This window comes from Olleya sp. Ti.3.14 (genome assembly GCF_038154885.1).
Classification (GTDB): domain Bacteria; phylum Bacteroidota; class Bacteroidia; order Flavobacteriales; family Flavobacteriaceae; genus Olleya.
Genome location: NZ_JBAKAO010000002.1, coordinates 357,946 through 372,466 on the forward strand (window position 1 = coordinate 357,946; position 14,521 = coordinate 372,466).

At 32.7% G+C, this 14,521-nt stretch carries 14 protein-coding genes and 1 riboswitch; all 14 genes read left to right on the forward strand.

Going from position 1 to position 14,521, the window contains the following annotated elements:
- Positions 1-70 precede the first annotated feature (70 nt).
- Positions 71-194: riboswitch (SAM riboswitch) on the forward strand.
- Between the two features lie 121 nt (positions 195-315).
- The 14 genes from V6251_RS05770 (at position 316) to V6251_RS05835 (ending at position 14,521) form a co-directional block, all read left to right on the forward strand.
- The gene (locus tag V6251_RS05770) at positions 316-1,608 is read left to right on the forward strand and encodes an O-acetylhomoserine aminocarboxypropyltransferase/cysteine synthase family protein (RefSeq protein WP_341587389.1); all 1,293 of its coding nucleotides are present in this window, start codon (positions 316-318) and stop codon (positions 1,606-1,608) included.
- 93 nt (positions 1,609-1,701) lie between these two features.
- Positions 1,702-2,154 carry an OsmC family protein gene (locus tag V6251_RS05775; protein WP_292947027.1) on the forward strand — a complete coding sequence of 151 codons (453 nt, stop codon included), beginning with the start codon at positions 1,702-1,704 and terminating at the stop codon, positions 2,152-2,154.
- A gap of 1 nt (position 2,155) precedes the next feature.
- Complete coding sequence (locus V6251_RS05780; protein WP_341587390.1) at positions 2,156-3,175, forward strand: alpha/beta fold hydrolase; 1,020 nt, start codon at positions 2,156-2,158, stop codon at positions 3,173-3,175.
- The gene (locus tag V6251_RS05785; protein ID WP_341587391.1) at positions 3,172-4,173 is read left to right on the forward strand and encodes a homocysteine S-methyltransferase family protein; all 1,002 of its coding nucleotides are present in this window, start codon (positions 3,172-3,174) and stop codon (positions 4,171-4,173) included. Before V6251_RS05780 ends, V6251_RS05785 begins: the two co-directional genes overlap by 4 nt.
- The gene (gene metH / locus V6251_RS05790; protein ID WP_341587392.1) at positions 4,173-6,878 is read left to right on the forward strand and encodes a methionine synthase; all 2,706 of its coding nucleotides are present in this window, start codon (positions 4,173-4,175) and stop codon (positions 6,876-6,878) included. The genes V6251_RS05785 and metH overlap by 1 nt, the downstream gene beginning before the upstream one ends.
- A gap of 153 nt (positions 6,879-7,031) precedes the next feature.
- Positions 7,032-7,988 carry a methylenetetrahydrofolate reductase [NAD(P)H] gene (gene metF, locus V6251_RS05795; RefSeq protein WP_341587393.1) on the forward strand — a complete coding sequence of 319 codons (957 nt, stop codon included), beginning with the start codon at positions 7,032-7,034 and terminating at the stop codon, positions 7,986-7,988.
- Positions 7,989-8,014: 26 nt separating this feature from the next.
- Complete coding sequence (locus V6251_RS05800) at positions 8,015-8,422, forward strand: RrF2 family transcriptional regulator (protein WP_292947041.1); 408 nt, start codon at positions 8,015-8,017, stop codon at positions 8,420-8,422.
- Between the two features lie 85 nt (positions 8,423-8,507).
- Positions 8,508-8,762: a DUF2061 domain-containing protein gene (locus V6251_RS05805; protein ID WP_292947239.1), complete on the forward strand. Its 255-nt coding sequence runs from the start codon at positions 8,508-8,510 to the stop codon at positions 8,760-8,762.
- A complete protein-coding gene (locus tag V6251_RS05810; RefSeq protein WP_341587395.1) occupies positions 8,759-9,376 on the forward strand; it encodes a phosphoadenosine phosphosulfate reductase domain-containing protein in 618 nt (205 codons plus the stop codon). The genes V6251_RS05805 and V6251_RS05810 overlap by 4 nt, the downstream gene beginning before the upstream one ends.
- Before the next feature lie 15 nt (positions 9,377-9,391).
- Positions 9,392-10,294, forward strand: a complete 903-nt coding sequence (gene cysD, locus V6251_RS05815) for a sulfate adenylyltransferase subunit CysD (RefSeq protein WP_292947047.1) — start codon at positions 9,392-9,394, stop codon at positions 10,292-10,294.
- A gap of 77 nt (positions 10,295-10,371) precedes the next feature.
- Positions 10,372-11,619 (forward strand): sulfate adenylyltransferase subunit 1, encoded by a 1,248-nt coding sequence (locus V6251_RS05820; protein WP_341587396.1) that lies wholly within the window; start codon positions 10,372-10,374, stop codon positions 11,617-11,619.
- Positions 11,620-11,749: 130 nt separating this feature from the next.
- Complete coding sequence (gene epsC, locus V6251_RS05825; protein WP_341587397.1) at positions 11,750-12,496, forward strand: serine O-acetyltransferase EpsC; 747 nt, start codon at positions 11,750-11,752, stop codon at positions 12,494-12,496.
- Positions 12,493-13,371 carry a cysteine synthase CysM gene (gene cysM, locus V6251_RS05830; protein ID WP_341587398.1) on the forward strand — a complete coding sequence of 293 codons (879 nt, stop codon included), beginning with the start codon at positions 12,493-12,495 and terminating at the stop codon, positions 13,369-13,371. Before epsC ends, cysM begins: the two co-directional genes overlap by 4 nt.
- A gap of 58 nt (positions 13,372-13,429) precedes the next feature.
- On the forward strand, positions 13,430-14,521 hold the full coding sequence (locus V6251_RS05835; protein WP_341587399.1) for an acyloxyacyl hydrolase: 1,092 nt from the start codon (positions 13,430-13,432) through the stop codon (positions 14,519-14,521).

The window sequence follows — 14,521 nt, forward strand, 5'->3', positions numbered from 1 at the left end:
TCCGTTTTGTTTGTTTCTAAAATATTTATTTTGCAATATTTGTACTCACAAAGTTCAAAAACTTACTGAAATGTTATCAAGAAAGGTGGAGGGATTAGACCCATTGAAGCCTTAGCAACCCTTAGACTTACTAAGAAGGTGCTAAATTCTACTTAATTTTCGATTCATTAATCGATACATTGGATAGATAACTAAAAACTAATTACTCATCTGTAGTTAGTATTTTTCTTTTTAACATTTTTCTATTAAGTATGCTTCAAACGAAGCTTATTTGACTTTTGGTTTAATTTATTTATTAACTCAAAAATTAGAAAAATGAGTACTCAAAAATTTGCAACACAAGCATTACACGCAGGACATGACACTGCTAAAACAGGAGGGACAAGAGCAGTTCCTATTTATCAAACTACTTCATACGTTTTTGACGATTCGGATGACGCAGCAGGACGCTTTAATCTGTCTGTCCCTGGATTTATTTATACACGTTTAAATAATCCAACAAATGATGTTTTAGAACAACGTATTGCAGCTCTAGAAGGTGGTATTGCAGCAGTAGCAACTGCTTCCGGAACAGCTGCCATTTCTACAACATTATTAACCTTATTAAAAGCAGGAGATCATATTGTGGCTTCTAGTAGTTTGTATGGTGGTACCTATAATCTATTAAGCGTAACCTTACCAAGACATGGTATTACAACCACATTTGTAGATCCTTCAGATCCGGAAAATTTTAGTAAAGCAGCTCAAGAAAATACAAGAGCTGTATTTGTAGAGTCTTTGGGTAATCCAAAATTGGATGTATTGGATTTAGAGGCTATTTCTAAATATGCAAAAGCCCATAAAGTGCCATTAATTGTGGATAATACAGTAGCGACACCTTACTTGTTAAATCCAATTGAATATGGAGCAAATATAGTCATCCATTCGCTTACAAAATATATTACAGGTAACGGAACTTCTTTAGGTGGTATCATTATAGATGCAGGAACTTTTGACTGGACTAATGGTAAGTTTCCAGAATTTACAGAGCCTTCTGCTGGATACCATGGTTTAGTCTATAGTGATGTTATTGGACCAGCAGCATTTATTGCAAAGGTAAGAATTGAAGGTTTACGTGATTATGGTGGCGCTTTAAGTCCTTTTAATGCATTTCAGATTATTCAAGGATTAGAAACCTTAGAATTAAGAATTTTAAAACACTCTCAAAATGCTTTACAATTAGCTAAATGGTTACAAGAACAGCCAGAAGTAACTTGGGTAAATTATCCAGGACTGCAAACTAGCAGATACAATACGTTAGCTAAAAAATATTTACCTAAAGGACAAAGTGGTGTGGTGACATTTGGAGTTGAAGGTGGTTTTGAATCGGCTAAAAAAATAGCAGATACGACTAAGTTATTTTCACTATTGGCTAATATTGGTGACACTAAATCACTAATTATTCATCCAGCAAGTACAACGCATCAACAACTAAGTGATGAAGCGCAACAAGCCACAGGAGTTACAAAAGACTTAATCAGATTGTCTGTTGGAATAGAAAATATAGACGATTTAAAAGCAGATTTAAAAGAAGCCTTTGCTGTCGTCAATAAAATCGTTTTAGCTTAAGCCTAATTTAATTTTAATTATTTAACCCGAAATAACGTCACACTTTTTAGTTGCCATTTTAAAGTGTGATGGTTATTTCTAATGCAATAAAATATGAGTGATTTAAAATTTACAGTAACAGGAAACAGTACTTCTGCTACTCAATTTATAGGACAAGCTAGACAGTTTAAATTAGTGGTTGATGAACCAGATACGTTAAATGGAACAGATCAAGGTCCAAATCCTGTCGAGTATATTTTAGCAGGTTTTGCAGGTTGCGTAAATGTAGTTGGACACCTAGTAGCAAAAGAGCTTGGTTTTAAAATAGAAAAACTTGATATCGAAGTTTCAGGACAAATCAATCCAAATAAATTCTTAGGAATCTCGCAAGACGAGCGTGCTGGTTTTAAAACAATAGAACTAAACCTAATCCCTAAAACAGATGCAAGTATAGAAACACTTGCAAAATGGTTAGAGATTGTTGAGGCACGTTGTCCTGTAAGAGACAATTTGTCCAATAAAACGCCAATAAAAATAGCTGTTGAAAAAGAATATAGTTTAAAGTAAAATGGAGAATTTAAAATATATAAATATCCCTGAGTTTGTTAACAATAATGGTAAGACATCAGATATTAAGTTGTCTTACCAATTATTTGGCAGACCATTACATACAGCACCAATTATATTGGTTAATCATGCGCTTACTGGTAATTCTAATGTGGTTGGAGACCAAGGATGGTGGAATGATTTAATAGGTGATAATAAATGTATTGATACCTTACATTATACCATTTTAGCTTTTAATATTCCAGGTAATGGTTATGATAATCTAGAAGAAAATCTGATACATAATTACCAGGAATTTACAGCTAGAAACATAGCCGAAATTTTTGCTTTAGGACTTCAACATTTATTAATTAATAAATTGTATGCCATCATTGGAGGTTCAGTTGGTGGTGGAATTGCATGGGAATTAGCAGTGTTAAAACCCGATTTGGCAGAGCATATAATACCAATTGCTACAGATTGGAAAGTAACGGATTGGATCATAGCTAATTGTCATATTCAAGACGCTATTTTAAATAATTCAAGCCAACCATTAAAGGATGCCAGAATGCATGCTATGACCTTGTATCGTACACCAGAGTCTTTAACAAAAAAGTTTTCCCGTAGTAAAGATTCGCAACCTTTATTTGAAGTTCAAAGTTGGTTAAATTATCATGGAGACCAGTTGGATAGTAGATTTCATTTGTCAGCTTATAAATTAATGAATCAAATTCTAAAGACTATTGATATAACAAAAGGACGATTACCTTTTAAAGACGTGGCTTCAGTCATTAAAGGTCACGTACATATTATAACAATTAATAGCGATTTGTTTTTTAAGGCTGATGAAAACTGGGAAACTTATATTGATTTAAAATCAGTCAAGCAAAATGTAACTATTGGCGAGATTAAATCACTGCATGGTCATGATGCTTTTTTAATAGAATTTGATCAATTGTCTAGATTATTAAACCCAATTTTTGAAATCAAACAAGTACCAAACCATAGCAAATTTGAAACAGTATTAAAAAAGTGTGTATGAGTAGTATCAGAGATGTCATTAAGAAACGAATTTTAGTGCTTGATGGTGCAATGGGTACCATGTTACAACGCTATAACTTTACCGAAGAAGATTTTAGAGGCGACCGTTTTAAAGACTATCCATCTTCTTTAAAAGGAAACAACGATTTACTATCATTAACACAGCCCAATGCAATTGCAGACGTACATCGTAAGTATTTTGAAGCTGGAGCAGATATAGTTGAAACTAATACATTTTCTGGTACAACCATCGCTATGGCAGACTATAATATGGAAGATTTAGTATATGAACTTAATTTTGAATCGGCTAAAATTGCTAAACATGTTGCTACGGAATTCACTAATAAAAACCCAGATAAACCTCGTTTTGTAGCAGGAAGTATTGGTCCAACAAATCGTACAGCAAGTCTAAGTCCTGATGTTAACAGACCAGAATTTAGAGCTGTAACTTTTGATGAGTTACGTATAGCTTATAAGCAACAAGTAGAAGCATTAATAGATGGAGGAGTAGACTTATTGTTAGTCGAAACTATTTTTGACACTTTAAATGCAAAAGCAGCATTATTTGCAATTGAAGAAGTAAAAGAAGAACAAAATATAGACATTCCAATTATGGTATCTGGTACCATTACAGATGCTTCTGGTCGTACACTGTCTGGTCAAACAGTTGAGGCTTTTTTAGCCTCAATTTCTCACGTGCCTTTATTAAGTGTTGGCTTTAACTGTGCTTTAGGCGCAAAGCAATTACAACCTTATTTAAAACGTCTATCAAATCAAATAGATTTTTATACTTCTGCACATCCAAACGCTGGATTACCAAATGCTTTTGGAGAATATGATCAAACTCCAGAAGAAATGAAAAATTTAATTGAAGGATATTTAAAAGACGATTTAATTAATATTATTGGAGGTTGCTGTGGGACAAATCCAGAACATATTAAAGCAATTGCTCAGGTTGTAAAAAGCTATAAACCAAGACAAATAAAACAATTAGCATAATGGACGACTGCGACTGTCAAAAATATTTAACGCTTTCTGGTTTAGAACCCTTAATTGTAACACCAGAAAGTAATTTTATAAACGTAGGAGAGCGTACCAATGTTACAGGTTCTAGAAAGTTTTTACGTTTAATAAAAGAAGAAAAGTATACCGAAGCTTTAGCTGTAGCAAGAGATCAGGTAGAAGGTGGTGCACAAATTTTAGATGTCAACATGGACGAAGGTATGTTGGATGGCGTTTATGCGATGACTACCTTTTTAAATCTCATTGCTTCAGAGCCAGATATTTCCAGAATCCCTATAATGATTGATAGCTCTAAATGGGAAATTATTGAGGCTGGTTTAAAGGTGGTTCAAGGTAAATCTGTTGTAAATTCTATAAGTTTAAAAGAAGGTGAAACCGAGTTTATACGTCAAGCTAAACTAGTAAAACGTTATGGAGCTGCTGTAATTGTAATGGCTTTTGATGAAAATGGTCAAGCAGATACGTATAAGCGTCGTATTGAAATTTGTGAACGTTCTTATAAAATATTGGTTGATATTGTCAATTTTCCTGCACAAGACATCATTTTTGATCCTAATATTTTTCCTGTTGCCACAGGAATGGAAGAACATCGTAAAAATGCACTAGATTTTTTTAAGACAACTAAGTGGATTAGACAAAACTTACCATTTGCTAATGTGTCTGGAGGTGTAAGTAATGTGTCCTTTTCTTTTAGAGGAAACAATACTGTGCGTGAGGCTATGCATGCTTCGTTTATGTTTCATGCCATAAAAAACGGAATGAATTTAGGAATTGTAAACCCAACGATGTTGGAGATTTATGATGAAATTGATAAAGAGTTACTGCAATGTGTTGAAGACGTTTTGTTTGACAGACGTGAGGATGCTACTGAGCGTTTATTGGAGTTTGCCGAAACCGTAAAGGGCAATAAAAAAGAAACTACAGAAACGGTTCAAGAATGGAGAAATACCGACTTGCAAAGCAGGATTACACATGCTTTAGTAAAAGGGATTGATACGTTTATAATTGAAGATGTTGAAGAAGCAAGACAATCTGTTTCAAGACCAATAGAAGTCATTGAAGGTCATTTAATGCAAGGTATGAGTGTGGTTGGAGATTTATTTGGAAGCGGAAAAATGTTTTTGCCACAAGTAGTGAAATCGGCTAGAGTCATGAAAAAAGCTGTAGCTTATTTACAACCATTTATTGAGGCTGAAAAAGATGGAAAACAAGAATTTGCTGGAAAAATTTTGATGGCAACTGTTAAAGGAGATGTGCATGATATTGGTAAAAATATTGTGAGTGTAGTTTTAGGTTGTAATAATTACCAGATTATAGATTTAGGTGTTATGGTTCCGCCAGAAAAAATAATTGATACTGCTATTAAAGAGCAAGTTGATATTATTGGTTTAAGTGGTTTAATTACACCATCGTTGGATGAGATGGTTTATGTGTCCAAAGAAATGGAAAAACAAAACTTAGATATACCTTTAATAATTGGAGGAGCAACGACGTCTAAAGCACATACGTCTGTTAAAATTGCACCTCATTATAAAGATGCTGTGGTACATATTAATGATGCATCAAGAGCTGTAACTGTTGTTGGCGAATTATTAAATAAAAACAATGTTGTTTATAAAGAACAAATTAGAGAGGAATATGATGCTTTTAGAGAAAGATTTTTAAACAGAACTAAACAAAAAGATTACATAAGCATTGAAGAGGCTAGAGATAGAAAGTATAAAATAGATTGGCAAACCTCTAAAATTTTGAAGCCAAAACAATTAGGAATTCAAATAATTGATGATTTTGATATTGCAAAATTAGAAGCGTATATAGATTGGTCTCCTTTTTTTAGAAGTTGGGATTTACATGGCAAGTATCCTGATATTCTTACAGATAGCGTCGTTGGAAGTCAAGCAACAGATTTGTTTATTGACGCTCAAGAATTATTAAAAAGAATTTTTGATGAAAAGCTATTAAAAGCAAAAGCCATCTTTGGGTTGTTTCCTGCTAATACCATAAATGATGATGATATTGAGGTAAGTTTGTCGCCTCGAGCGCAGTCGAGAGGTCTTGCAAATGAAGATAAAATTAAATTTCTAACCTTACGTCAACAATTAAAGAAAAGAGAAGGCGTGCCTAATCATGCCTTAGCAGATTTTATTGCTCCAAAAGAAACAGGAATTCAAGATTATATTGGTGCTTTTTGCGTGTCTACAGGTTTTGGTACTGCAGAATTAGCTGAGCAATTTGAGGCTGAAAACGACGATTATAATTCGATTATGATTAAAGCGTTAGCAGATAGATTAGCCGAAGCTTTTGCAGAATATCTACATAAAGAAGTAAGAACAAAATATTGGGCTTATGCACAAGATGAAAGTTTAACTAATCAAGAATTAATTAAGGAAAGTTATAAAGGCATTCGTCCAGCTCCTGGTTATCCTGCTTGTCCAGATCATTTAGAAAAGCAAACCATTTGGAAGCTATTAAATGTGGAAGAAAATATTGGTGTAAAACTTACCGAAAGTCTTGCTATGTGGCCTGCAGCAAGTGTAAGTGGATATTATTTTGGTAATCCTGAGGCTAAGTATTTTGGCTTAGGAAAAATCACGAAAGATCAATTATTGGATTATTCAAAACGAAAAAATATTAGCATAGAAGAAGCTACCAAATGGCTAAACCCAAATTTAGCAGACTAGTGCGTTAGCGATTGATGTGGCATCCTTTTTACGTCAGTTTGAGTGATACGACGTTAGGAGTATTGTAACGAGAACAAGTAAAAAGATATAACGGAAAGCGCGACCCTTGTGGTAACGCCATAAAAATAACTGAGATATAATTTTAGGTAATACATGAAAGTAACAGAGCATATAACTAAAGGAAAGGGGAAAACGCAATTTTCGTTCGAGATTTTACCGCCTTTAAAAGGACAGCATATCCAATCTATTTTTGATAATATTGATCCCTTAATGGTATTTAATCCGCCTTTTATAGATGTTACTTACCATCGTGAGGAGTATCATTATAAAGATTTGGGTGATGGTTTGCTTAAAAAACAGGTGGTAAAAAAGCGTCCTGGAACCGTTGGTATTTGTGCTGCTATCCAAAATAGATATAATGTGGATGCCATACCGCATATATTATGTGGTGGTTTTACTAAAGAGGATACTGAGAATTTTTTGATTGATTTAGACTTTTTAAATATCGATAATGTTATGGCATTGCGTGGTGATGCTGTTAAAACCGAAACCTATTTTACGCCAGAAAAAGAAGGTCATGCGCATGCTAGTGATTTGGTAAAACAAATAGCAGCTTTAAATAAGGCTAATTATTTGGATGATCAACTACTTAATTGTAGTGCGACGGATTTTTGTGTTGGTGTTGGTGCGTACCCAGAAAAACATATGGAAGCACCAAGTTTGGATAGTGATATTCATTTTTTAAAAAAGAAGATTAAAAATGGTGCTGAATATGTGGTGACACAAATGTTTTTTGATAATCAAAAGTATTTTCAATTTGTAAATAAATGCAGAAGCGAAGGGATTACTGTGCCTATTATTCCTGGTTTAAAACCAATATCAACTTTAAAGCAGTTAAATGTTATTCCGCATCGTTTTCATGTGGATTTGCCAGAAGCTTTAATTAAAAGTATTATTAAATGTAAAACTAATGTTGAGGTTAGACAGGTTGGTATTGAGTGGTGTATCCAGCAATCTTTAGAGCTTAAAAAAGCAGGCATACCAATGCTGCATTACTACTCGATGGGAAAAAGTGATAATATTAAAGCAATTGCCGAAGCTGTTTTTTAATAACAAAAAACGCTTACTTTTGTAATATGCTTTCTAAGAAAACAAAATACGGAATTAAGGCTTTAGTACATTTAGCAAAAAAGGATCAACGCTGTCCTGTGCAAATTAGTACAATATCTTCAGCTGAAAATATTTCTCAAAAATTTTTAGAGACAATCCTGCTTACATTAAAAAAAAATGGGATTTTAGGTTCTAAAAAAGGAAAAGCAGGTGGTTATTACCTTTTAAAGGAACCTAAAAATGTTAGTATGGCAGATGTCATGCGTATTTTAGAAGGACCTATTGCAATGGTGCCTTGTGTAAGTTTAAATTTTTACGAAGCATGTAGTGATTGTCCAGATGAAACCATTTGCGCTGTTCACACCTTAATGGAAGAGGTTAGAGATAGTTCTCTTAAAATTTTTAACAACAAGACTTTAGCAGATTTTATTTAATTTATTTGTGCAAACAAGCTGCAAGCTATACATTTGCATTTAATCTACTATTCCGATAGGAATTAAAGAGTAATTGAATTTAGATATGATTTTAGATGCGTTTTTTAAAGTAGAAAACAAAAAGAAGGAAGCTAAGTCATCCGAAGAGAACATTAATAGAAGTATCCTTAAAACAATAAGTTGGAGAGTTATTGGTACGTTAGATACTTTAGTAATTACCTATTTTATTACTGGTACTTTACAAATGGCTTTAAGTATTGGTTTTATAGAGTTTTTTTCTAAAATGTTACTTTACTTTTTTCATGAGCGTGCTTGGAATAAAATTAAATTAGGAAAATGATACAAATAGATATAGATAGTATTAACCAAAAATTAAAAGATAAAACACCACAGGAGATTGTCAATTGGGCTATTAGTATTGCCAAAAATCCTTTGGTTACTACTAATTTTAGACCTTATGAAGCTGCAATATTACATTTAGTATCCAATCAAAAAAAGGATATTAAGGTAATTTGGTGCGACACAGGATATAATACGCCTAATACCTATAAACATGCCGAGTCGGTTATTAATATCCTAAATTTAAACGTAAAACTTTATGTGCCAAAACAGACTGTTGCACATCGTGATGTCGTTTTAGGTATTCCTGATGTAAATGATCCTAATCATAAACTATTTACTGAGCAGGTTAAGCTAGAGCCATTTACTAGAGCATTTTTAGAGCATAAACCAGATGTTTGGTTTACTAATTTGCGTAAAGGTCAAAGTGCTTTTAGAGATAGTATTGATGTTGTATCTGTAGATAAAAATGGCGTAATTAAAGTTAGTCCATTTTATAATTTTACAGATGAAAGCCTTGATGCATATCTTGAAAAACATCAACTACCAAACGAGTTTAAATACTTTGATCCAACTAAAGTTTTAGGTAATAGAGAATGCGGTTTACACGCATAAATGATAAATAAAATAATGAAAAATACCTCACAAATAAATCCGTTAGAAAACGAAGCTATTTATATTTTTAGAGAAGTGGCAGCACAATTTGAAAAACCAGTTTTACTGTTTTCTGGAGGAAAAGATTCTATAACATTAGTAAGATTAGCTCAAAAGGCATTTTATCCTGCTAAGATTCCGTTTCCATTAATGCATATAGACACAGGTCATAATTTTCCTGAAACTATAGCCTTTAGAGACCGTTTGGTCAAAGAATTAGGTTTAGAATTAATAGTGAGAAATGTTCAAGATTCTATTGATCAAGGAAAAGTTAAAGAAGAATCTGGACGATACGCTAGCCGAAACCAATTACAAACAACAACACTTTTAGATGCTATTGAAGAGTTTAAATTTGATGCATGTATTGGAGGAGCCCGACGCGACGAGGAAAAAGCAAGAGCAAAAGAACGTATCTTTTCAGTAAGAGATGACTTTGGACAATGGGACGAAAAAAATCAACGTCCAGAATTATTTGATATGCTAAATGGACAAATTGAATTGGGACAAAATGTACGTGTATTTCCTATTTCCAATTGGACGGAATTAGATGTTTGGTCCTATATAGAGAAAGAAAAAATTGAAATTCCTTCTATTTATTTTGCACATACAAGAGCTACTTTTTTAAGAGATGGATTAATATGGTCTGCTGATGATGATGTTGTGTATAGAGATGAAGATGAAGAAGTGATTGAAAGAATTGTTCGTTTTAGAACCGTTGGAGATATGAGTTGCACAGCAGCTGTCTTATCCGAAGCTTCAGATATATCTAGTGTAGTACAAGAGATTCGTGATTCTTCAATATCAGAGCGAGGTGCCAGAATAGATGATAAGCGTTCTGAAGCTGCAATGGAGAAACGAAAACAACAAGGGTACTTTTAGAGATACCCTTTTCTTTCCTTTAAAAAGTAATATTTAATTTAATAATAAAAACTTCATTTTGAAGTCAAACATATAATATGGACGTATTAAAAATAGCAACAGCAGGTAGCGTTGATGATGGAAAAAGTACATTAATTGGAAGATTGTTGTACGATACAAAATCACTTACTTCAGACAAATTAGAAGCTATAAAAAATAAAAGTCAACAACTAGGTTATGATTATTTAGATTTTTCTTTGGCTACTGATGGTTTGGTTGCCGAGAGAGAACAAGGAATCACTATTGATGTTGCACATATTTATTTTTCTACAATTAACAAAAGTTACATCATTGCAGATACTCCAGGTCATGTTGAGTATACTAGAAATATGGTAACTGGTGCGTCAACGTCTCAAGCAGCTATTGTCTTAATAGATGCAAGAAAAGGAGTGATTGAGCAAACTAATCGTCATTTTTTTATCAATAATTTATTACGAATTAAGACTGTTATTATAGCTATAAATAAGATGGATTTAGTTGATTTTTCGGAAGAGAGATATAATGAGATAAAATCTGAATTTGAAGTTTTGATGAGCAAACGAGACTATCAAGACCAAAACATTAAATTTATTCCAGTAAGTGCTTTAAAAGGTGATAATGTTGTTAATAAATCAGAAAATACACCTTGGTATACTGGTGAAACATTATTGGAGCATTTGGAAAATATTAATCAAAAAGATGTATTAAATTCAGGAACACCTAGGTTTCCTGTGCAATATGTTATTCGTCCTAAAACAGAAGAATTTCACGATTTTAGAGGTTATGCTGGTAAGGTTTATGGAGGTGAATTAAGTGTTGGAGATGAGGTTGTTATTCTTCCTTCTCAGACTAAATCCAAAATTAAAGAGATTCATTTTTATAATCAAAAAGTACAAACTGCATCAAGACGCTCGTCGGTATTAATTACTTTAGATGATGATGTAAATATTAGTAGAGGAGACATGATTGTTAAAGCAAACGATTTACCTGTTATTGATAAACAATTTACAGCGACCATTTCTTGGATGGATTCTCAAAATTTAGCCTCAGGTAATAAGTATGTTATACAACATGGTGTTAACAAAGTATTAGCAAAAGTGGATACCATTCATCATAAAATAAATCCTGATTATTCTGGGATTGATCAGTCTGCACAGGTGTTAAACATGAATGATATTGCATCAGTGACTTTTAAATTAAATAAGCCTATATTTTATGATGCATTTAAAGACCATAGGACAAATGGTTCTTTTATTATTATAGATAGTAAATCTAATAATACGGTAGGTGCAGGATTTATACAATAGTAATTATTAAACAAATGCAATGGTATTATCTAAGTAATTGTTATTATTTTAAATAGTTAAACTCCTATTATAAATACGCTAAATAGTCTAAAATTAGAAGTAACTTTATAGCCTCAAATAAAAACAGGTTATGCAGGAGACGTTACAAATTCCATTTAGGTTTAAAGAGAAAGTAGAAGACTTAGCAAAAGAGTTGTTTTATTGTGCGTTAGAGACTTCTGACCAACAGGAACAGCTTTTTAAAAATATTAAAGATGCCTTTTTTTATGTTTCTCAGGCATTAGATTGTGGTGTTTGTAATACAAAATGGGATCAGTTTAAAACAGGAGTTAAAGCTTTAAAACCAAAATTACAATTAGATGCAGAAGCTGCTTATAATAATGATCCTGCAGCAAAAAGTATTAAAGAAGTCTATTTGGCTTACCCTGGATTTTACGCTATAGCAATGTATAGATTAAGTCATATTTTATGGCAATTAGATGTGCCTGTTTTACCACGTATGATATCGGAATATGCGCATGGTATTACTGGTGCAGATATACATCCTGGTGCTACTATTGGAGACTCATTTTTTATAGATCATGCTACAGGAGTTGTTATTGGAGAAACAGCAATTATACATAACAATGTCATTATTTATCAAGGAGTAACTCTTGGTGGTATTAAAGTCGAAAAAGCTTTAGAAAACACCAAAAGGCACCCAACAATTAAGGATAATGTTACCATTTATGCCAATGCCACGATATTAGGAGGTGACGTTATTATTGGAGAAGGATCTGTAATTGGAGCTAATGTATGGATTACTAAATCTATTCCAGAACAGTCTTTAGTCACTTACAAATCAGATATTAAAATCACCAATAAATACAGCAAATGAGTATTTTAAAACAAATAGGAAACACACCATTAGTAGAAGCTAATAATTTAGTTTCAAAACCTAACGTTAAGTTGCTTTTAAAACTAGAAGGTGATAATCCAGGCGGAAGTGTAAAAGATAGACCTGCTTACAATATGATTGCCGAAGCTGTAAAACGTGGCGACATAAAAAAAGGGGGACATATAGTAGAAGCTACAAGCGGTAACACTGGTATAGCTTTGGCTTATGTAGCCAGTTTATTTGGGATAAATATTTCTTTAGTAATGCCAGAAAACTCCACTATCGAGCGTGTCAAAACAATGCGTGCTTATGGAGCAGAGGTTGTTTTAACAGATGCCCAACGTGGTATTGAAGGCTCAAGAGATGTTGCTTTTAAAATGAGAGATGAAAAAGGTTATTTATTGTTAAATCAATTTGAAAATAACGACAACTGGAAAGCGCATTATAAAACGACAGGTCCAGAAATTTGGAGAGATACAAAAGGAAAAGTGACGCACTTTGTATCTGCAATGGGTACTACAGGAACCATTATGGGGACTTCAACATTTTTAAAAGAACAAAATAAAGACATTCAAATAATAGGTGCGCAACCAGCGGATGGATCTAGTATACCAGGAATCCGTAAATGGTCTCCAGACTACGTCCCAAGTATTTTTAATCCGTCTAAAGTTGATCAAGTTATCGAAGTTAGTCAAGAAGAAGCAACAGCAATGACTAAACGATTAGCAAAGGAAGAAGGTATCTTAGCAGGTATGAGTAGTGGTGGATCTGTAGCAACCGCTTTAAAATTAATCGAAACTTTAGATCAAGGCGTTGTCGTTGCAATTATTTGTGACAGAGGTGACCGTTATTTGTCTTCTACCTTATTTGATTAATAATATGCATTAACGCTGTTTATAATTTAATTACTTTTGCGACCTAATTACAGTGTTAATGAAGTCTTATTTTAGTTGTTTATTTTTATGTTGTGTCTTTTTAGCTACAGCACAACAAGAAAAAAATCCGTTTACCTTAGATGCTAATTTTTTCTATGGAAATATAACAGAGCATAACAGTGATATTTCACATTTAATAAAAGGACACCCAACTGGTTTTATTTTAAGTTATAATAAAAAGACATTTGGTCAAAATGCTTGGGAAAGCAGATATAACTATCCAGATTATGGAGCGTCAATTATTTATCAGGATTTTAAAAATGAAACGTTAGGTAACAACCTTGGTGTCTATGCGCATTATAATTTTTACTTTTTAAAACGAAACTTAGTATTCAGAATAGGTCAAGGCTTAGCATACAATTCTAATCCATATGATAAGGTAGATAATTACCGTAATAATGCATTTGGTACGCGCTTGTTAAGTAGTACTTATGTGATGCTTAATTATAAAAAAGAAAATATTTTTCAAGGATTTGGATTACAAACGGGTTTATCTTTAATCCATTATTCAAATGCTAACATTAAAGCACCAAACAGCTCTATTAATAGTATTACATTAAATCTAGGAGTTAATTATCTTTTGGATTCAAATAATTCACCAGAATATATCAAGCATATTGACGAAGCATTTACAGAAAAAGTAAAGTATAATTTTGCTTTCAGAACAGGTGTTAACGAAAGTGATATTATAGATTCTGGACAATACGTTTTTTACATTTTTTCTGCATATGCAGATAAGCGTTTAAATAAAAAAAGTGCCATACAATTAGGGACAGATGTCTTTTTCTCTAATTTTTTAAAAACTCATATTAGATATAAATCAGTTGCCTTTCCTTTAGATAATGTCTCTGGAGACGAAGATTATAAACGCGTAGGTGTTTTTGTAGGTCATGAGTTATTTATTAGTAAAACATCATTAATTACACAACTAGGCTACTATGTGTATTACCCATTTGATTTTGAAGGTCGTGTTTATAATAGAGTAGGTTTAAAACGCTATTTTGGAGATAAAATTTATGGCGCTTTAACCCTTAAGTCTCATGGTGCCAAAGCAGAAGCAGTAGAATTAGGAATAGGAATAAGATTTTAA

What these genes read in the sequence shown, in the direction of transcription:
- V6251_RS05770 (WP_341587389.1), top strand. Translation starts at nt 316, where the DNA reads ATGAGTACTCAAAAATTTGCAACACAAGCATTACACGCAGGACATGAC.
- V6251_RS05775 (WP_292947027.1), top strand. Translation starts at nt 1,702, where the DNA reads ATGAGTGATTTAAAATTTACAGTAACAGGAAACAGTACTTCTGCTACT.
- V6251_RS05780 (WP_341587390.1), top strand. Translation starts at nt 2,156, where the DNA reads ATGGAGAATTTAAAATATATAAATATCCCTGAGTTTGTTAACAATAAT.
- V6251_RS05785 (WP_341587391.1), top strand. Translation starts at nt 3,172, where the DNA reads ATGAGTAGTATCAGAGATGTCATTAAGAAACGAATTTTAGTGCTTGAT.
- metH (WP_341587392.1), top strand. Translation starts at nt 4,173, where the DNA reads ATGGACGACTGCGACTGTCAAAAATATTTAACGCTTTCTGGTTTAGAA.
- metF (WP_341587393.1), top strand. Translation starts at nt 7,032, where the DNA reads ATGAAAGTAACAGAGCATATAACTAAAGGAAAGGGGAAAACGCAATTT.
- V6251_RS05800 (WP_292947041.1), top strand. Translation starts at nt 8,015, where the DNA reads ATGCTTTCTAAGAAAACAAAATACGGAATTAAGGCTTTAGTACATTTA.
- V6251_RS05805 (WP_292947239.1), top strand. Translation starts at nt 8,508, where the DNA reads ATGATTTTAGATGCGTTTTTTAAAGTAGAAAACAAAAAGAAGGAAGCT.
- V6251_RS05810 (WP_341587395.1), top strand. Translation starts at nt 8,759, where the DNA reads ATGATACAAATAGATATAGATAGTATTAACCAAAAATTAAAAGATAAA.
- cysD (WP_292947047.1), top strand. Translation starts at nt 9,392, where the DNA reads ATGAAAAATACCTCACAAATAAATCCGTTAGAAAACGAAGCTATTTAT.
- V6251_RS05820 (WP_341587396.1), top strand. Translation starts at nt 10,372, where the DNA reads ATGGACGTATTAAAAATAGCAACAGCAGGTAGCGTTGATGATGGAAAA.
- epsC (WP_341587397.1), top strand. Translation starts at nt 11,750, where the DNA reads ATGCAGGAGACGTTACAAATTCCATTTAGGTTTAAAGAGAAAGTAGAA.
- cysM (WP_341587398.1), top strand. Translation starts at nt 12,493, where the DNA reads ATGAGTATTTTAAAACAAATAGGAAACACACCATTAGTAGAAGCTAAT.
- V6251_RS05835 (WP_341587399.1), top strand. Translation starts at nt 13,430, where the DNA reads ATGAAGTCTTATTTTAGTTGTTTATTTTTATGTTGTGTCTTTTTAGCT.